Below are 19743 nucleotides of genomic sequence, written 5' to 3'. Positions count from 1 at the left end.
ACCAGACAAAATGAAAAAAATTATAACTTTATTATTGTTTCTTACGGCTTCTGTATTTTATGCACAAGAAATAACTCTAGAAAATAAAAAATCTTTAAACTCAGGCGTAACTGTAAATTCAGTTTCTTATATGGTAGACACGATTGAAGAACTAGAAACCATAGATTGGAAAAACGTAAAAGAAGTTTTTGAATCTAATAAACCAGAAGATATTGTAGAAATGAGTTTTGGTATGGATTTGAAAAAATCGAAATACAAATTTAAAAGCTCAATAAAAGTTTCTGGAGAATCAAAAAATATTGACTCTTTAATTATAAAGGCTAAAAAAGGAGTCAAATCAATCATAAAAATATCAAAAAAATATAAAAACTAACATCATGAAAGCAATATTTACAACATTCGTATTATTTTTTGTATTTACAGTAAATGCACAAAATTTTCAAGGAAAAGCTATATACAAAACAAGTCAGAAAAGTAATTTTGAAATAGATGACGATAAAGCTGTAGACGATAAAATGCAAGAGGAGATTAGAAAGCGCTTGGAGAAAATGAATCAAAAAACGTACATTTTAAATTTCGATAAAAATGTATCAACCTACAAAGAAGATGTAAAATTAAATGCGCCAAAACCACAGGTTGGTGGGGCAGGTATCAAAGTCTTTTCGTTAGGTGGTTCAGGAGCATCTGATATTTATTTCAAGAATTTAAAAAAGAACAGTTATTTAAATCAAACAGAAATACAAGGAAAACGCTTTTTAATCAAAGACAAATTACCAAAATATGAGTGGGAGTTATCTTCTGAAACTAAAAATATAGGAACTTACACCTGTTATAAAGCCACTTTTTCTAAAGAAGTAGAAAGAAAAAATATTACTGTTAAAAATGGAGAACCTGTAGAAGAAGTTAAAAAAGAAACCATAGTTACCACAGCTTGGTATACACCCCAAATTCCTTTAAGCAATGGCCCTTCAAATTATCAAGGTTTACCAGGGTTAATTTTAGAAATAAATGATGGAAAAAAAATAATTGTTTGTACAGAAATTATTTTAAATCCAAAGGAAAAAATTACAATTCAAGAACCAAAAAAAGGCAAAGTTGTTTCTCAAAAGAAATTTAACAAAATTAGAAAAGAAAAAACAGACGAAATGATGGAGAAAATGAAAGGTAGAAATGGTTTAGACTTAGGTAATGGTGTAAATATCAAATTCGGAGGTTAAAATTAATTTAAAATTAAATTAAACTTTTATGTTTTTTTTAAGTCTAATGATTAACCATTAGCATTAATTTTGGTCAAAAATTTAGATAAAAAAATATGAAATCACTATTTACCTTCGCTTTAGCGCTAGTAACAATAACAACCTTTGCACAAAAGGAATTTCAAGGAAAAGCAACTTACATGTCTAAAACAACAATGGATATGAGTAGATTTTCTAGAAACGGACAAATGTCTGAAGCTCAGAAAAACCAAATTGCTGCAAGAATGAAATCTTTTTTAGAAAAAACATTTATTTTAACTTTTGATAAAACATCGTCTACATACAAAGAAGAAGAAAAGCTAGCAGCTCCTGGAGCTGGTGGTGGAAGAGGTTGGGGAGGTTTAACAGGTGGTGGAACCAAATACAAAAACACTAAAAACTTAGTGGCTTTAGAATCTACTGAGTTTTTTGGAAAAAAATTCTTAATTACAGATACTATGGAAGTTCCAAAGTGGGAATTAGGAACAGAAACCAAACAAATAGGTAATTATATCTGTTATAACGCAACATTAACTAAAGATGTAGACCCTTTAGATTTTTCAAACTTCGGAAGAAGAAGAAATAACAATAAAGAAGATGAGAAAAAAGATTCTACAAACACAGCTAATACAGAAGAAGTAAACAAAATAACCATTACAGCTTGGTATACACCACAACTTCCAGTAAGTAATGGACCAGGAGAATATTGGGGTTTACCAGGTTTAATATTAGAAGTTAATGAAGGTAGAACTACCATTTTATGTACGGAAATTGTAATAAATCCAGAAGACAAAATAGAAATAGAACAACCAACAAAAGGAGAAGAAGTTAGTAGAGAAGAATATGTAGAAATTATCACTAAAAAAATGGAGGAAATGAGAGAGCGTTTTAGAGGTAGAGGAAGAGGTAGAAACTAACTTAACAAACAAATAATTTAAGCTAACAAACACATAATGAAAAAATTACTACTACTTACCATTTTTATGGTAACATTAATATCCAATGCCCAAGTTCAACTAAAAGGTGTGGTAAAAGATAGTATTGGCGAACCATTAGAAATGGCAAACGTTTTAGCTATTAATAAAGTAACCAAAAAAATGGCATCTTATGGTTTTACTGATGCAAAAGGAAACTACAAATTAGACCTTGAAAAAAACAGTACTTTCGAAATAAAAATAAGTTATATTGGTTTCAAATCAGCCGATTTTGAAATAACAACTACTACAGAAGATATTGTTAAAAACATCACTTTAAAAGAAGATAATTCTTTAGATGAAATTACCATTGTTTCTAAAATGCCAGTAACTATAAAAGGAGACACTATAATTTATAATGCAGATTCTTTTAAAAATGGTTCTGAACGTAAATTAGAAGACGTTCTAAAAAAATTACCAGGAGTAGAAGTAAACGACCAAGGGCAAATTGAGGTAGAAGGTAAGGTTGTTGAAAAAATAATGGTAGATGGTAAAGAATTTTTTAGTGGTGATACCAAATTAGCTTCTAAAAACATACCATCAAATGCTGTAGATAAAATTCAGGTATTAAGAAATTATGGTAATGTTAGTCAATTAAGTGGCGTACAAAACAACCAAGATAGAGTTGCTATAAACATCAAATTAAAAGAAGGTAAAAAGAATTTTTGGTTTGGTGATGTTACAGCAGGTGTAGGAAACTCACCAGATACAGAATTGTATTTATTTCAACCAAAATTATTTTACTACACACCAAAATATACCATAAATATTATTGGAGATTTAAACAATTTAGGAGACGTTGTTTTAAGTAGAAGAGATGTTAGAGGTTTTAGTGGAGGTTTTGTTACACAAAGTCCTTCTAATGGTACCAATATTAATTTAGCAAGTGCAGGCATTGGTTTTTTAAATGCTGGCGCTAGAAATGCCAATAGAATAGAAACTAGATTGTCTGCATTCAATTTTAGTTATTCTCCAAATAAAAAATTAGATTTAACTGGGTTTTTAATATGGTCAAGTAATAGTAATGGGCAAAGAAATATAAATGATATAGATTATATAGATCCAGCAACGCCAGATGAATTTAGAGATACTGAAACTTCTCAAACAAGTAACACAGGTTTGTTTCGCTTTGGAGCAGTTTATAAAAAGAACTTTAGCAACCAATTAAACTATAATATTTCTGGTCGTTTTTCAAATGAATTTACAACAGAAAATGTAGACTCTAGATTGTTTAGTGATGTTACTGAAACTGAAAGAGCAACACCATATACCATAAATCAAGATTTTAGTTATTTCTATACTGCAAACGAAAAAAATATTTTTGCTTTAGAAGTAACACATGTATTGCAAGACGAAGATCCGTTTTATGTGGCAGCTTTAGAGAATAATCCAAATAATAATAATGATGTTGATAATGATGGTTTTGATGATGCTGCAGACGATTTAGGGTTAGATAGAACAAATATGTTTTATACCTTAGAACAAGATAGAAAAGTAAAATCAAATCAATTAGATGCCAAATTAGATTACTACTATATTTTAAACGGAAAAAGTAATTTAAACTTTGTAGCAGGTACTATTTTAAGCAAACAAAACTTTAACTCTCGTTTCTTTCAAATTTTAGACAATGGTAATGAGTTTAATCCCAATCCAGATATAGATGGTATTGACGATGAGCAAATTACAAACGATACAGAATACAACTTTACAGATATTTATGCAGGTGTAAGATACCGTTTAAAGTCAGGTATTTTTACGTTTACACCAGGTGTAACATTTCACTCATACAATTCAAACAACACACAATATGGTACAGAATTTTTCAAAGATACCTTTGAAGAAATTTTGCCAGAGTTTGAAGCAGTTGCTCAATTTAAAAGAAGTGAAAGCTTAACCCTTACGTATAAAAAACAAATTAATTTTACAGATGTTACTCAAGTAGCTAGAGGTATTGTTGCTAATGACTATGATTCATTTTTTGCAGGAAATGCAGAATTGTTAAATTCTAATTCTCATAACTTAAGACTATTTTACAGAAGTTTTAATTTATTCAATAACACAAATGTTTTTGCTTTTGTAAATTATAGAAAAACTGCAGACCAAGTAAATAGAAATACTATTTTTGTTCCTGGTTCAGCAGTTTCTACTGCCACATCAATAAATTCTCCTTTAGATAATGAAAATTTAAGTGCAAGCTTTAATGCTGGAAAAAGATTTGGGAAAATTCAGACCTCAATAGGTGGTAATTTCTCATACGGAAAAACATATCAGTTTTTAAATAGTAATGCCAATACAAATGAGGTATATGCAAGAGGCTTTAATACTAGAATAGGTACCAACTTTACAAAGGCACCTAATGTGTCTTTAAGGTATAGAATATCATTTTCAGACCAAAGTAACACAGCTAGAAATGTAGATGTGAAAACTGTAAATCACTCTCCTTCTATAGATTTTGATGCTTATTTATGGAATTCTGTAACATTAACTTCTGATTTTTCTTTCACAGAACAAAGACAAAACGGTTCTGCAACAAATACTTTTAGTATTTGGAATGCAAAATTAGCATACAGAAAAGATAAAGATGCAAAATGGGAATATGAGTTAGTAGGTAATAACTTACTAGCTACTGGTTCAGAGGCAAGTATTAGTCAAGGTACAATATCTTCTTCTATAAACGAGCGTTTTATTTTACCAAGATTTATTAGTTTTAGAGTAAGATATCAACTTTAATACTACAATATATTATAAAAAAAATGGCTCAATTTATTGAGCCATTTTTTATTTACTTTAGTTATTTTTGTGGTATGAGTTTGTTAGCATCTAAATCTCCTTTTTATGCAACTTTTAAAAGTTTAGGAGCACTTTTTTTATTTATTGGTTTTGGTCTTTTTTTAGATAGTTTTTATATGGTGAAAATTACTGAAAATGCCCAGTTATACGCCAATATTAGCATGTTTATTGGTTTTTTAATTATTTTTTGGCAAGTAAACAAGAGAGTTAGAGAGCAAATGATATCTGCAGTAATTATAGCAATTATTGGCGAGTATCTTTTTTCTATTTTATTAGGTATGTATACTTATAGATTGGGTAATGTACCACATTATGTGCCTCCAGGTCATGCAATTGTATATGTGGCAGTGTTGTATTTTTCTAAAGCAGCCTCTATTATAAAACACCGTATTAAAATTGAAAAATTTCTAAGTATTTTTATTTTTATTTATGCAACCGTTTTTTTAGTTTTTAAAAATGATGTTTTTGGTTTTGTAATGACTATTGCCACATTATTTATTCTCAGAAATAAACCCAGAGAACGCCTTTTTTACTTAACCATGTATATTAGTGTTGCCTACTTAGAAATTATCGGAACAACTTATAAATGTTGGTGGTGGCCAACTACAGCTTGGGGAGTTTTCGATTTTTTACCTAGTCATAACCCGCCAAGTGGTATTAGTTTTTTTTATTTTCTTTTAGACTTGGGTACTTTATGGTTTTACAAACAACGCCACAAAAAAGCTTGGTTTCGAATGAAAAACATTAGAAAAATTAGACTAAAAACAGCTTAAAGTCGTTATTAAATTTATTCAACTACATTTGTTATATGTCTATAAAAGTTTCTTCTGTTTCAAAAGCTTACAATACTCAAAAAGCACTAAATAACATTTCTTTTTCTGCTGAAAAAGGACAAATTATAGGTTTTTTAGGTCCAAATGGAGCAGGAAAATCTACCATGATGAAAATCTTAACAGGTTATATAAAACCTAATGAAGGTAGCGTTTTAGTGGATGAAATTGATGTTTTACAGCATCCATTAGATGCACAAAAATTAATTGGGTATTTGCCAGAACACAATCCTTTGTATTCAGATATGTATGTACGTGAATATTTACAATTTCAAGCAGCCATATATAAAGTTGATAAAAGCAACATTGAAATTTGTATCGAAAAAGTAGGTTTGTCTGCAGAAGCTCACAAGAAAATAAATAAGCTTTCTAAAGGTTATCAACAAAGAGTTGGTTTAGCAGCAGCTATTTTGCACAATCCAAAAATTTTGATTTTAGATGAGCCAACTACAGGTTTAGATCCAAATCAATTAGTAGAAATAAGAGCATTAATTAAAGATTTAGGAAAAGACAAAACAGTATTATTTTCTACACACATTATGCAAGAGGTTGAAGCTGTTTGTGATAGAGTAATTATTATAAAAAAAGGAGAACTTATTATTGATAAAAAAATAGCTGAATTGCAAACAAATAGCCAACAAGTCATAAAAGTTATTTTCAATACAAACGTTGAAGAGGTTTTAATAAATCAATTAAAAAATTTAGTTTCAGCAATATATTTGAACCAAAATACATGGAAACTTACGTTCAATTTTCAGGAAGATATGCGCTCAGAAATATTTGATTTTGCTCAAAAAAATAACTTAAAAATCCTTGAATTGAGTTCGGAAAATAAAACGTTAGAAAGTTTATTTACAGAGTTAACAAATTAGAAATTTTCAATCTATTTCATTACGTAATACTATCTTTTCTATATTCTTATGTGGTAAAATTGAATGTTTATTGAGCTTTTAAATATTGATAAGCTTCCAGCAAAGTAGGAAACACCATTTTACTTCCAGCTTCCTTCAATTCTTCCTCAGAAAATTGCGTTAAAATTCCAATAGGAATCATACCTGCTAATTTTGCAGCAGTGGTTCCTGTTAAACTGTCTTCAAAAACCCAAATGTCTTTAAAATCGTTTTCTGTAAAACCTAAAGCCTTTGCTAAAGTTATATATGCTTCAGGTGAAGGTTTTGGCTTTTCATAATCTTGAAGTCCGAAAACAGTGGTAAAATTCAGCTTTAATTTTTCTACACTATTTTTTAAAAACTGTTTGGTTGCATTACTTGCAATTCCGTATTTAATGCTTTTTTTAGTAAGAAAATCTGTACATTCATGTACACCAGGTAATAATTTTGGAGTTTTAAAATAAATGTCTAAATGCTTGTCTTTCAAAAAGAATAATTCTTCAGTTTGTACTTCTTTACCAATAACACTGCAAAAATAATTTGCAATTACCATGGGCGATTTTCCAGATAAATGCTTAGGAAATGCCACTATTTGCTCATTAAACAACTCTCTAAAAGCAGATTCCCAAGCTGCATTATGACTTGCAGCACTATCTACAACAACTCCATCAAAATCAAATAAAACACCTTTTGGCAACATAAATTTTAGTTTTTTTCGTTAAATAATTGAGTCAAATAAGGATTCAAAAATTTATTGGTTGGATCCATTTCTTTTCTTAAAACTTTAAAATCTTCCCATTTTTCATAAATTTTAGAAAACTCAGCATCTTTTGCTGTAAAACGTTTTCCCCAATGCGGTTTTCCACCATGTTTTAAAAAAATATTTTCAATAGTTTTAAAAGCTTCATAGGTATCTGCAGTTGCAGCATTTCTGGAAACACAACCAATGGTTACAATGTCTTTACCGTAAGCATAACTCAACCAAGATCTATCTTTATATACAAAACGAATATCCATAGGAATATGAATAAAAGATTTGTTGCTCCATTTATTAATCTCAGTTTTTAACTCTTCAAAAACGGCTGTAAATTTATCCAAACCAATAGTCCATTCTGCCAATTCTAAAGTAGAACCTCTCGATTTTGTTACAGTTGCTTGGTATAAAGACCCTTTGTGTTCTTTTTTAGAGCTGAAAAAACCTTTGTATAATAGCTTGTTTGCAATAGCCGTAATCCAAGGAAAAATATGCGTGTATTTATATAAAATTTTAGAAGCTTTTCGTCGATGTTTTAAGTATTCTGGACCTAAATCTTCTTGAATTGCTGTTTCTGAATCAATTTTATCTCCAGTAATTACGTAGCCTTTATCAGTATGAGGTAACCATAAAATTCTTAAGAAATCGTGTTTTTGAAGTCTTACTTTAATTTTTGGCAACCATTTAGCATCATCTTCTGGACCTTCTTTTACATGCAAAGTGTAAATAGGCTCGCATTTAAAAGTAATTGTGGACATAACCCCTAAAGCACCTAAAGAAACTCGAACTGCATTCATTAATTCATCATCTTTGTTAATCACTTTTAGAGAACCATCAGCTAAAACCAATGTACAAGAAGTCATGTATTCGCACAATAATTTTCCACTTGTGCCATGAGTTCCAGTTGCTAAAGCACCACCAATAGTAATGGTGTTAATATCAGGTAAACATGGAATACACCAGCCTTTGGCCTCTACAGCATCTATTAAATCACCTAAAATTAATCCAGACTGAACTGTAATGGTATGTTCAGTATCATTATAGGATAAAATTTTATTGTAAGAAGTAATATCAATTAAGTTTTCTAAACCAGCAGCAATATCTGCAGACGATTGTTTGCTACCAAAAAAACGCACTTTATCGCTTTTTTTAATAATTTCTTGTAATTCTTTTTCTGTAGTAACTTTATAAAGAGATTTGTATTTGTAGGTTAGATTTTCATTCCAACTTGTCCAAATACCATTTTTTTTTGGCTTCATTATTTTAAATAAGCTACAAAAATAAGGCTTAATTGATATTTAGTAAAAAAACTTTTTATTTATTAACTATTAAGAATCAATTTAGTTTAAACTGAATTTGCTGACTTTCTAAAGTAGCTAATAATTCGCTAGAAACCTGAATTTTTGTATTTCTACTTGGCAAACTCACTTCTAACTTTTCTTTTTCATCCCAAACAGTAAAATTTAAAGATTGTTTTCCTGGATTATTTTTAAGAATAGTTTCTAGATTTAAAATAGTATTTTCTTTAATATCTTCTAAAGGAATTTTTATAGTTATTTTTTTACAAAGATTATCCATAATATCATGCAACAGCTTCATTTCTGTAAATTTTAGTCTTGGTTCTCCAGTTACACCTTCTTTATTGGTCCAACCAGGTTGTATTGTACAACGAACAAATAAAAATGAGTTTAAGGTTAAAAAATGTTGCATTTTTAAATAGTCTTCGCCAAAAATTCGAAATTCATGTGTATCACCATAATCTTCCATAGTAAACATTGCCCAACCTTTTCCAGCTTTTGAAACTCGATGTTGTACATCAGAAATAATTCCAGCAAATGCTAAGTTCATTCCTACATATTTTGCAATATCTCCTTTAAAATGTTTTAAAGCAGCATTACAAAATATCATTTCATTTTTAAAATCATCTAATGGATGAGCAGAAATATAAATTCCAATAACTTCCTTTTCTTGTTTTAATAGTTCCATATTTCCCCAAGTTTCACATTGTGGAATGTCTGGTTCTGGAAATTGAACAGATGATGTTTCACCAAACATAGAAACTTGTGCCGAATTTTCGTTTTCTTGGTATTTACTACCAAATTTCATAGCACGTTCTAAAAACGTTAACCCTTTTTCGTCTGTGGCAAAATACTGCGCTCTGTGTGTGTCTGAAAAAGAGTCAAAAGCACCTGCTTTTACCAAACTATCAAAAGATTTTTTATTGGCAGCACGTAAATCTACACGTTTGGCTAAATCAAAAATTGAAGTGTAATTTCCGTTTTCTTCACGTTCTTTAATTATTGCTCTTACAGCTGATGCTCCAACACCTTTTACTGCAGCCATTCCAAAACGCACTGCACCTTCTTTATTTACAGAAAATTTTAAGAAAGATTCATTTAAATCTGGGCCTAAAACTTTTAGTCCCATTCGTTTACATTCTTCCATGAAAAACGAAACGGATTTGATGTCATTCATGTTATTGGAAAGTACAGATGCCATATATTCTGCAGGGTAATGTGCTTTTAAATAGGCAGTTTGGTAAGCGATCCACGCGTAACAAGTAGAGTGAGATTTGTTAAAAGCATAACTTGCAAAGGCTTCCCAATCTTTCCAGATTTTTTCTAACTTTTTAGCATCGTGACCATTTGCAGCAGCCTGTTCAATAAATTTTGGTTTCATTTTATCTAAAACCGCAATTTGTTTTTTACCCATTGCTTTACGTAAAACATCGGCTTCACCTTTGGTAAAATCTGCCAACTTTTGCGAGAGCAACATTACTTGCTCTTGGTACACTGTAATTCCGTAAGTTTCTGCCAAATATTCTTCCATGGCAGGTAAATCGTATTCAATATCTTCTGTACCGTGTTTCCTGTTGATAAAACTAGGAATGTATTCCATGGGTCCAGGTCTGTACAAAGCATTCATTGCAATTAAATCTGCAAAAACGGTTGGTTTTAAAGAACGCATATGTTTTTGCATTCCTGGAGATTCATATTGAAAAATACCTACAGTTTCTCCTCTTTGAAACAATTCATATGTTTTTTCATCATCTAAAGGAAACGTTTCTGGATCTAGTTCTATACCATGTTTTGCTTTTACAATTTTAACGGTATCTTTAATTAAAGTTAGTGTTTTTAATCCAAGAAAATCCATTTTTAACAAACCTGCAGATTCTACTACAGAGTTGTCAAATTGGGTGACATACATATCAGAATCTTTTGCCAAAGCAACAGGAACATAGTTTGTGATATCTCCAGGTGTAATAATTACGCCACAAGCATGTATTCCTGTATTTCTAACAGAACCTTCTAAAATGGTGGCTTTATTAATGGTTTCAGAAACCAGATCGTTTCCAAAAGACATGTGTTTTAATTCTTCTACAAGCTGTTTTTCTTCAGCACGTAAACCATCTACCTTACTTTTACTTTTGGCATCATCACCAAAAATATTTTTTAGTTTAATTCCTGGAATTAATTTTGCAATTCTATCGGCTTCAAAAAGTGGTAAATCTAAAACTCTGGCAGTATCTCTAATAGAAGATTTTGCTGCCATGGTTCCATAGGTAATAATTTGTGCTACTTGGTTTGCACCGTATTTATCAATTACATAATCCATAACTCTGCTTCGTCCTTCATCATCGAAATCAATATCAATATCTGGCATTGATACACGTTCTGGATTTAAGAAACGCTCAAAAAGTAAATCATATTTAATAGGATCTATATTTGTTATCCATAAACAGTAAGCAACTACAGAACCTGCTGCAGAACCACGTCCTGGGCCTACTGCAACATCCATATTTCTGGCTTCGCGTATAAAATCTTCAACAATTAAGAAATAACCTGGATACCCTGTTTTTTCAATAACTTCTAACTCGAAATCTAAACGTTCTTTTATAGATTCGGTTATTTCACCATAACGTTTTTTTGCACCTTCGTATGTTAAATGACGTAAGAAATTATTTTCACCTCTTTTGCCCCCATCTTTTTCATCTTCAGGATCTTTAAATTCATCAGGAATATCAAAAGCGGGTAACAAAACATCTCTTGCTAGCGTAAAAATTTCAATTTTATCTACAATTTCTTGAATGTTTATAATTGCTTCAGGGATGTCTGCAAATAAGGTTTTCATTTCATCCGAAGATTTAAAATAATATTCCTCATTTGGTAAACCATACCTATAACCACGACCTTTTCCTTTTGGAGTCGCTTGCTTTTCGCCATCTTTTACACACAGTAAAATGTCGTGTGCGTTTGCGTCTTTTTTTTCTAAATAAAATGTGTTGTTGGTCGCTACAACTTTAACATCATGTTTTTTAGAAAATTTTAATAAAGTTTCATTTACAATGGTTTCATCTTGTTGATTATGACGCATCAACTCGATGTATAAATCATCTTTAAATTGCTCTTTCCACCAAAGCAAGGCTTCTTCTGCTTGATTTTCTCCAAGATTTAGAATTTTACTAGGAACTTCACCATACAAGTTACCAGTTAAAACAATAATATCTTCTTTGTATTTTTTTACAACTTCTTTGTCGATTCTTGGAACGTAATAAAATCCATCTACAAATGCTATAGAAGACATTTTAGCTAAATTATGATATCCTTTTTTGTTTTTAGCTAATAAAACAACTTGATAACCATTGTCTTTTACAGTTTTGTTTTTATGATCTTCACAAATGTTAAACTCACAACCAATTATTGGCTTTATAGGGTTTTCTGCAGTTTTGTTATGATTTAAAATGGCACTTACAAAATGAAAAGATGCCATCATGTTTGCAGTGTCTGTCATTGCAATTGCAGGCATATTATCTTTTGCTGCAGTTTTTACGATGTTTGCAATTTGCATGGTAGATTGTAAAACAGAAAACTGTGTATGGTTATGTAAGTGTGCAAATTTTACATCTTTTAATTCAGCTAAACCTTCTGAAGTAGATTTTGTTTCAGCAACGTCTTTTAACTTTTCAAGACGTTTACGAATTTTATCACTTTCTTTTTTTAGATTGATGTGTTTTAAGCCAATAACCTGAATCGGTTTTGGATTTGCTTCTGAGAAATTTTTGAAGTAACTCTCATCTACGTCTAACTCTTCCTTGGTAAATTCTCGTAAGCGAATCAATTCTAAAAAACAACGGGTTGTTGCCTCTACATCGGCAGTTGCATTGTGAGCTTCACCAAAACCAACGCCAAATAAATGATTGTGTAGTTCTGTTAACGTTGGTAGTTTAAATTTTCCTCCACGACCTCCAGGTATTTGACATAATAAAGCTGTTTTTTCGGTACATGTGTCTAAAACTGGGAGCGAAGTTAGGTTGTTTTCAACTCCTAATCTATGAAATTCACAACCCATAATATTAATATCGAACTGTAAATTTTGACCGACAATAAATTTTGTTTTCCCTAAAGCTTCTTTAAATAATTGTAAACCTTTATTTAGTTCTATGCCTTGTTCTTCAGCTAGTTCTGTAGAAATTCCGTGAATTCTTTCTGCATCAAAAGGGATGTTATAACCTTCTGGTTTTATTAGAAAATCATTATGCTCAATAACATTTCCCATTTTATCATGTAGTTGCCACGCAATTTGAACACACCTAGGCCAGTTGTCTGTATCTGTAATTGGTGCATTCCAACTTTTGGGTAAACCTGTGGTTTCTGTATCGAAAACTAAGTACATAAAATGGTTTTTTTCTAATAATTTTGGAGAGTTAAAATTACAAAATCATAAGAGATTTTAAGTTGATTTTTTATACTGACTTATTAACAAAAAAATAGTCAATCCAAAAATGGATTGACTATTTAAAAATCAATTGAATAATTGATTAATTTTAGTTGTTATGCCAATTCTTCTTCTACCATTAAACTATTGATAGCAGATTGAATTTGTTGTTTTTGATTTTCTAACATTTTTCTTGTAGAAGGTGCAAATGAATCTTCTTTTAAAATTTCAGTGTATTCTTCTAAACTTGCTTTTTCTCCTCTTAACACTTCTTCTAAAATTGCTTCTTCGTCATTAGAGCTAAATAATGATTTTAACGTCATCCAGTTTCTGTGCATTAAGCCTTTAAAAGAACCATCATCTTCAGGAATTTGTCCGTAAGATAAAATTTCTGTTCTTATTTCTTTGGCGAACATACTTCTTTCTGATGCTCTATTTTTAAAAAACATTTTTAGTTTTGGACTTTCAACGTTTTCGGCAGAATTTAAGTAACCTTTTTCTGCATCATAATTTTTTTCTAATAATTCGTTTAATTTGTTTGAAACTTTTTCTGTGTACTTCATAATATCATTTTCATTTTAAATTCCAATAAATTGTTTTGAGATGCGTATTGTTTCACATCTTATGATATTACAAATATAGATTAGATGTAAAGTTTCTATTAGTGCAAAAGATTTGATTCTTAACTCATTTGAATTTTAGTGTTTTTTTAAGGTTTTTATTAAGATTGATTGAGTGTGTTAGGAATTGAAATGACATCCTTTTTATACTGAACACGATTCAGTATCAGTTTATTATTAATTAACGTACCTTTTAAATGTTAAAGATGCTGAAATAAATTCATCATAAAAACATATAGTAGAAAGTCCATTAAAACGCTTAAAAAAAATGTTGAAAATTAGGGTTTTAGTTTCAAAAGGTTTTTGTATTTTTGCGCCCACTTACTACGAGATGGTAGGATTTTTAATAATCAAGGTCGTGAACCTTAAAAAATTAACAAATTATGTCTGTAAAAATCAGATTACAAAGACACGGAAAAAAAGGGAAACCATTCTATTGGATAGTTGCCGCTGACGCTCGTGCAAAAAGAGATGGTAAATACTTAGAAAAAATTGGTACTTACAATCCTAATGTAAACCCAGCAGAAATTAACTTAGATGTAGATTTAGCTGTAACATGGTTACAAAATGGTGCACAACCAACTGATACTGCAAAAAACATTTTATCTTACAAAGGTGCTATGTTAAAAAATCATTTAGCTGGTGGTGTTAGAAAAGGAGCTTTAACTCAAGAACAAGCAGACGCAAAATTTGCAGCTTGGTTAGAGGAAAAAGCAGCTAAAATTGCTGATAAAGAAGCAGGTTTATCAAAAGCTGAATCTGAAGCAAAAGCAAAAGCTTTAGCAGCAGAAAAAGCGGTAAACGAAGCTAGAATTGAAGCAGCGAAACCAGTTGTTGAAGAAGTTGAGGAACCAGCTGCAGAAACTGAAGAAGCTACAGAAGCTGCTCCAGAATCTATAGATGACGCACAAGCAAAAGCAACTGAGTAAATTTTAATTTTGAGCAATAATGCGTAAAGAAGATTGTTTTTATTTAGGCAGAATTGTTACAAAATATAGTTTTAAAGGTGAAGTTGTTATCAAGTTAGATACAGATGAGCCTGAGTTGTACAAAGAAATGGAATCACTTTACGTCGAATTTGGCGCAAACTTGGTTCCATTTTTTATTGAAAAAAGTTCACTTCACAAAGGAAATCAATTACGTGTACAGTTTGAAGATGTATACTCTGAAGAAGAAGCAGATTCGATTTTAAAATGTGGAGTTTATTTACCAACCACAATGTTACCAAAATTAACTGGTGATAAATTTTACTATCATGAAGTAATTGGTTTTAAAGTTGTTGATGCTAATTTTGGAGAAGTTGGAACTATTGTTCACATAAACGACAAAGCAGCACAACCACTTTTTGAAATTGATAGAGAAGGAAAAGAAATTTTTATTCCTATGGTAGATGAATTTATTAAAAAGGTAAATAGAGAAAAAAATACAATAGAAGTTGAAACCCCTGAAGGGTTAATTGAATTGTATTTGTAAATTAGAGAGGTGTCTGAGTGGTCGAAAGAGCTACCCTGGAAAGGTAGTATATGGGTAACTGTATCGAGGGTTCGAATCCCTTCCTCTCTGCGATAAAATAAAATTCTACGTAAAACTTCGTAGAATTTTTTCTTTTTAAAAGTATTTAATTTTGAACAAACCATTCCAATTTAAACAATTTACAATCAATCACGATAAAACAGCCATGAAAATTGGAACAGATGGTGTTTTATTAGGTGCATGGTGTACTGTTGATAATTACCCAGATACAGTTTTAGATATAGGATCTGGAACTGGTGTAATTTCTTTAATGATAGCACAACGTTCAGACGTCATGACAATTGATGCTGTTGAGGTTGATGAAAATGCTTACGAACAAACTGTAGAAAATTTTGAGAATTCAGATTGGGGAGATAGATTGTATTGTTACAATGCTACTTTTCAAGAATTTGCTAATGAAATTTATGAGGAAGAAGAAACGTATGATTTAATTGTTACAAATCCGCCTTTTTATAACGACGATTTTGAAACCGAAAATGAGTCAAGAAACAAAGCACGTTTTACATCATCTTTATCTTTTGATGAATTGGTCATTGGAGTTGCTAAAATTTTATCAAAAAATGGAATATTTGCAACAATAATACCTTTTAAAGAAGAAGAGAGTTTTATCAATTTAGCAAAAGAAAATAACTTATTTTTAAATAGAGTTTGTCGAGTTCAAGGGAATGAAACATCAAAAATTAAAAGAAGTTTGTTGGAGTTTTCTTTTCAACAAAAAGAAATAGAAGTAACAAATTTAGTTATTGAAACTGAACGTCATCAATATACAAAAGAGTATGTTGATTTAGTAAAAGATTTTTATTTGAAAATGTAAACTATCCAACTACAGTGTTTGGATTATAGCCTAAATAAGGAACCTTTTTTTCAATAAATTTAATTCCATATCCTTCTAATTCTTTTAAAATTGGTTCATATACTTCTTTAGAAATTGGTAATTGAACTCCAGGAGTTTTAATTTCACCTCTTAGTATTTTTAAAGCTGCAATGGCAACAGGAAGTCCTACTGTTTTTGACATAGCTGTGTAGGTTTGATTTTCACCATAAACAACTAAACTACTTTCGATTTGACGTTTTTCTCCATCAATTTCATAACCGAAAAGGTGTTGCATTACAATCATATCTTTATCGTCTTCTTTTAAAGTCCAAGAGTCTGATAATATTTTTTGAAGAGCCTGTGCTGGAGTTGCATTTTTAATTCCAATTTTCTTTTTATGATTAAAAATGTCTAATTCAATTAATTTTTCCCACATTACATCATCTTGATCTATTTTCAAATAAGAACGCAATTTTAATTCTACAGAATCTGATGGAGAATAGGCCAAAAATAGATTTACAAAATCTCTGTAACTCATATTTTCAGAATTTTCAATTGTATAAGAATCATCAGTCATACCAAGTTGTACAAAAATGTTCCAAGCTCTAGAAAAACCTACTTTTCTAATAGTGCCTCTATACATTGTTGGTATGTCATCTAAACCATAAACATTTCTGTATTTTAAGGAATCTCTATTGGCATACGCCTCAAACTTTCCACTACCATTAATAGTTAAAAACTCTGTTCTACGAAATAATTTGTGATAAGGAATGTATTTATAAGTACCTTCTTGTATAAACATAGCAGCTCCACCTTGTCCTGCAAGTACTACATTTCTTGGATTCCAAGTAAATTTGTAATTCCATAAATTAGTATCACTTTCAGGGGCAACCAAACCACCACAAAACGATTCAAAAAGCAACATTTTAGCATTATTATCTCTAATTCTATCAATAATTTGCATTGCACTCATATGATCTATTCCTGGATCTAAACCAATTTCATTCATAAAAATTAAACCATTTTCTTTTGCTTCTTTGTCTAATTTTTTCATATCATTAGAAATATATGAAGCAGTTACCATATGTTTTTTAAACTTGATACAATCTTTAGCTACATCAATATGAAACCTTGCTGGTAACATAGAAATTACAATAGCTGCTTTCTTAATATTTTCCTCACGTTGTTTTTTATTAAAAACATCTAAAACAATTGTCTCAGCATTTTTATGGTTGTTAATTAGCTTATTTGCATAGTCTGTTGAAATATCACCAATAATTAGTTTTAAATTTTCTTCATCAGATTTTTTTAATAAATATTTTATTAAAAAAGAACTTGATTTACCAGCACCAATAATTAAAATATATTTCATAAGTAAAATCGCTTATTTTTGTGATGATACTAAGATACTACAATTGTTTAAAATTTAACAAAAACCACTAAAAATGTTTAAAAATATTATAATTACTTGTTTTTTAGGTCTCTTGGCAATAATTTTAGGTGCTTTTGGGGCACACGCTTTAAAAGAAACACTCAGTTCTGAACAATTATTAAGTTTTGAGACAGCAGTTCGTTACCAAATGTATCATGTAATTGTATTGCTTTTTGTAAATACATATCAAGGTTTTTCAGAAAATCAAAAAAATCTCATTAGTTATTTGTTTTTTTTAGGAATTTTATTTTTCTCAGGTTCAATATATGCAATTCAATTATCTACCATTTCAGCCAATACAATTTGGTTTGTAACTCCAGTTGGAGGATTGTTCTTTATAGTGGGGTGGTTTTCGATGATTATGATATTTGTAAAGAAATTAAGAAATCAATAATTATAACATAATTTTTTATTCAAAAATAAACTTGTATAGAAATATTGTTTAATTTTGTTGCGTAATAGTAGAAACACAACTAAAATTATAAAAATGATAAATTTAAATACGAAATCGATTTCGTTAGAAAATTTAGGAATCAAAAATGCTACAATTCGTTACCAATTATCTTCTGATGAATTGCATAATGAAACTTTAGAAAAAAATCAAGGAGTAACATCTTCTTTAGGTGCCATTGCTGTAAATACAGGAGAATTTACTGGACGCTCTCCACAAGACCGTTTTATTGTAAAAGATGCAATTACCGAAGACAAAGTTTGGTGGAGTAAAATTAATATTCCATTCGATTCACAAAAGTTTGATGCACTTTATGACAAGGTAGTTAATTATTTATCTGAAAAAGAAATTTTCGTAAGAGATTCATACGCATGTGCAGATGAAAATTACAAACTAAATATTAGAGTTGTAAACGAATATCCTTGGAGCAACATGTTTGCTTACAACATGTTTTTAAGACCTACTGAAGATGAGTTGAAAGACTTTAATCCAGAATGGACTGTAATAAATGCACCAGGTTTTATGGCAAACCCTGATGTTGATGGTACAAGACAACATAATTTTGCAATTTTAAATTTCACAAAAAAAATAGCTTTAATAGGTGGAACTGGTTATACAGGAGAAATTAAAAAAGGAATTTTTTCTGCTTTAAATTTTATACTGCCAGTATACAAAAACACTTTGCCAATGCATTGCTCTGCAAATGTTGGTAAAGATGGAGATACAGCTATATTTTTTGGACTTTCTGGAACAGGAAAAACTACACTTTCTACAGATCCTGATAGAAGTTTAATTGGTGATGATGAACATGGTTGGACCGCAGAAAACACCGTTTTTAATTTTGAAGGTGGTTGTTATGCAAAAGTGATTAATTTGTCTCAAGAACAAGAACCAGAAATTTTCGGAGCAATAAAAAAAGGAGCAATACTTGAAAATGTTGTGATGGATAAAGACGGCGTAATTGATTTTGCAGATACTTCAATTACACAAAATACAAGAGTTAGTTATCCAATTTATCATATAGATAATATTCAAGAACCATCAATAGGAAAAAACCCAAAAAATATTTTCTTTTTAACTGCTGATGCTTTTGGAGTTTTGCCTCCAATATCTAAACTAACACCAAATCAAGCTGCATATCACTTTATTTCTGGTTACACAGCAAAAGTTGCAGGAACTGAAGCAGGAATTGTAGAACCAACACCTAGTTTTTCAGCTTGTTTTGGAGCACCTTTTATGCCTTTGCATCCTACAAAATATGCTGAAATGTTAAGTAAAAAAATGAAAGATGCTGGAGTAAATGTTTGGTTGATAAATACAGGTTGGTCTGGAGGTCAATATGGAGTTGGTAAAAGAATGCCTTTAAAATATACAAGAGCAATGATTTCTGCAGTTTTAAATGGTGATTTAGGTAGCTACAGATATGAAGATTATCATATCCATTCTGTTTTTGGAGTTGCACAGCCAAGAACTTGTCCAGGAGTTCCAACAGAACTGCTGAGTCCTAGAGCAACTTGGAATGATGATGAGGCTTACTATAAAACAGCATTTAAATTATCAAACGCTTTTAGAAACAATTTTAAGCAATTTGAAGAAGTAGCAAATGAAGATATTCGTAGAGGAGGTCCTCAACGTTACGCTTTTTAATACAATTTTTTATTTTCCCTCAATAAAGCACCTCAATTTGAGGTGTTTTTTTATTTTT

Annotated in this window: 16 protein-coding genes and 1 tRNA gene; 12 read left to right on the top strand and 5 right to left on the bottom strand. The window is 30.3% G+C overall.

Going from position 1 to position 19743, the window contains the following annotated elements:
- The first annotated feature begins 10 nt into the window (after positions 1 to 10).
- From FDT66_RS02455 to gldA, 6 genes are all read left to right on the top strand, one after another.
- The gene (locus FDT66_RS02455) at positions 11 to 373 is read left to right on the top strand and encodes a hypothetical protein (RefSeq protein WP_138534558.1); all 363 of its coding nucleotides are present in this window, start codon (positions 11 to 13) and stop codon (positions 371 to 373) included.
- A 4-nt stretch (positions 374 to 377) separates the two neighbouring features.
- Positions 378 to 1217 (top strand): GLPGLI family protein, encoded by an 840-nt coding sequence (locus tag FDT66_RS02450; protein ID WP_138534557.1) that lies wholly within the window; start codon positions 378 to 380, stop codon positions 1215 to 1217.
- A gap of 95 nt (positions 1218 to 1312) precedes the next feature.
- A complete protein-coding gene (locus tag FDT66_RS02445; RefSeq protein WP_138534556.1) occupies positions 1313 to 2152 on the top strand; it encodes a GLPGLI family protein in 840 nt (279 codons plus the stop codon).
- Positions 2153 to 2188: 36 nt separating this feature from the next.
- Positions 2189 to 4939 (top strand): carboxypeptidase-like regulatory domain-containing protein, encoded by a 2751-nt coding sequence (locus FDT66_RS02440; RefSeq protein ID WP_138534555.1) that lies wholly within the window; start codon positions 2189 to 2191, stop codon positions 4937 to 4939.
- A gap of 23 nt (positions 4940 to 4962) precedes the next feature.
- Complete coding sequence (locus FDT66_RS02435) at positions 4963 to 5772, top strand: hypothetical protein (protein ID WP_246034733.1); 810 nt, start codon at positions 4963 to 4965, stop codon at positions 5770 to 5772.
- A gap of 35 nt (positions 5773 to 5807) precedes the next feature.
- Positions 5808 to 6701 (top strand): gliding motility-associated ABC transporter ATP-binding subunit GldA, encoded by an 894-nt coding sequence (gene gldA / locus FDT66_RS02430; protein ID WP_138534554.1) that lies wholly within the window; start codon positions 5808 to 5810, stop codon positions 6699 to 6701.
- A 67-nt stretch (positions 6702 to 6768) separates the two neighbouring features.
- On the opposite strand, the gene FDT66_RS02425 is transcribed toward gldA, so the two are convergent.
- From FDT66_RS02425 to FDT66_RS02410, 4 genes are all read right to left on the bottom strand, one after another.
- Positions 6769 to 7419, bottom strand: coding sequence for an HAD family hydrolase (locus FDT66_RS02425; protein WP_138534553.1), 651 nt, complete (start codon positions 7417 to 7419; stop codon positions 6769 to 6771).
- A 5-nt stretch (positions 7420 to 7424) separates the two neighbouring features.
- A complete protein-coding gene (locus FDT66_RS02420) occupies positions 7425 to 8732 on the bottom strand; it encodes a D-arabinono-1,4-lactone oxidase (RefSeq protein ID WP_138534552.1) in 1308 nt (435 codons plus the stop codon).
- A gap of 76 nt (positions 8733 to 8808) precedes the next feature.
- Positions 8809 to 13146 carry a DNA polymerase III subunit alpha gene (gene dnaE / locus FDT66_RS02415; RefSeq protein WP_138534551.1) on the bottom strand — a complete coding sequence of 1446 codons (4338 nt, stop codon included), beginning with the start codon at positions 13144 to 13146 and terminating at the stop codon, positions 8809 to 8811.
- 158 nt (positions 13147 to 13304) lie between these two features.
- Positions 13305 to 13751: a ferritin-like domain-containing protein gene (locus tag FDT66_RS02410; RefSeq protein ID WP_138534550.1), complete on the bottom strand. Its 447-nt coding sequence runs from the start codon at positions 13749 to 13751 to the stop codon at positions 13305 to 13307.
- A gap of 440 nt (positions 13752 to 14191) precedes the next feature.
- On the opposite strand from FDT66_RS02410, the gene FDT66_RS02405 reads away from it, so the two are divergent.
- The 4 genes from FDT66_RS02405 (at position 14192) to FDT66_RS02390 (ending at position 16155) form a co-directional block, all read left to right on the top strand.
- Positions 14192 to 14737: a 30S ribosomal protein S16 gene (locus tag FDT66_RS02405; protein WP_138534549.1), complete on the top strand. Its 546-nt coding sequence runs from the start codon at positions 14192 to 14194 to the stop codon at positions 14735 to 14737.
- Positions 14738 to 14756: 19 nt separating this feature from the next.
- A complete protein-coding gene (rimM, locus tag FDT66_RS02400; protein ID WP_138534548.1) occupies positions 14757 to 15281 on the top strand; it encodes a ribosome maturation factor RimM in 525 nt (174 codons plus the stop codon).
- 3 nt (positions 15282 to 15284) lie between these two features.
- A tRNA-Ser gene (locus tag FDT66_RS02395) sits at positions 15285 to 15371 on the top strand.
- A gap of 115 nt (positions 15372 to 15486) precedes the next feature.
- Positions 15487 to 16155, top strand: a complete 669-nt coding sequence (locus tag FDT66_RS02390; RefSeq protein ID WP_138534709.1) for a tRNA1(Val) (adenine(37)-N6)-methyltransferase — start codon at positions 15487 to 15489, stop codon at positions 16153 to 16155.
- A 1-nt stretch (position 16156) separates the two neighbouring features.
- Here the strand turns inward: FDT66_RS02390 and FDT66_RS02385 are convergent, their stop codons facing one another.
- Positions 16157 to 17527 (bottom strand): saccharopine dehydrogenase family protein, encoded by a 1371-nt coding sequence (locus FDT66_RS02385; RefSeq protein WP_138534547.1) that lies wholly within the window; start codon positions 17525 to 17527, stop codon positions 16157 to 16159.
- Between the two features lie 73 nt (positions 17528 to 17600).
- Here FDT66_RS02385 and FDT66_RS02380 point away from each other — a divergent pair, with 73 nt between their 5' ends.
- On the top strand, positions 17601 to 17981 hold the full coding sequence (locus FDT66_RS02380; protein ID WP_138534546.1) for a DUF423 domain-containing protein: 381 nt from the start codon (positions 17601 to 17603) through the stop codon (positions 17979 to 17981).
- 93 nt (positions 17982 to 18074) lie between these two features.
- Positions 18075 to 19685 (top strand): phosphoenolpyruvate carboxykinase (ATP), encoded by a 1611-nt coding sequence (gene pckA, locus FDT66_RS02375; protein ID WP_138534545.1) that lies wholly within the window; start codon positions 18075 to 18077, stop codon positions 19683 to 19685.
- Positions 19686 to 19743: the final 58 nt, after the last annotated feature.

This window comes from Polaribacter aestuariivivens (assembly GCF_005885675.1).
GTDB lineage: Bacteria > Bacteroidota > Bacteroidia > Flavobacteriales > Flavobacteriaceae > Polaribacter > Polaribacter aestuariivivens.
This window is presented reverse-complemented; position numbering and strand designations above follow the sequence as displayed.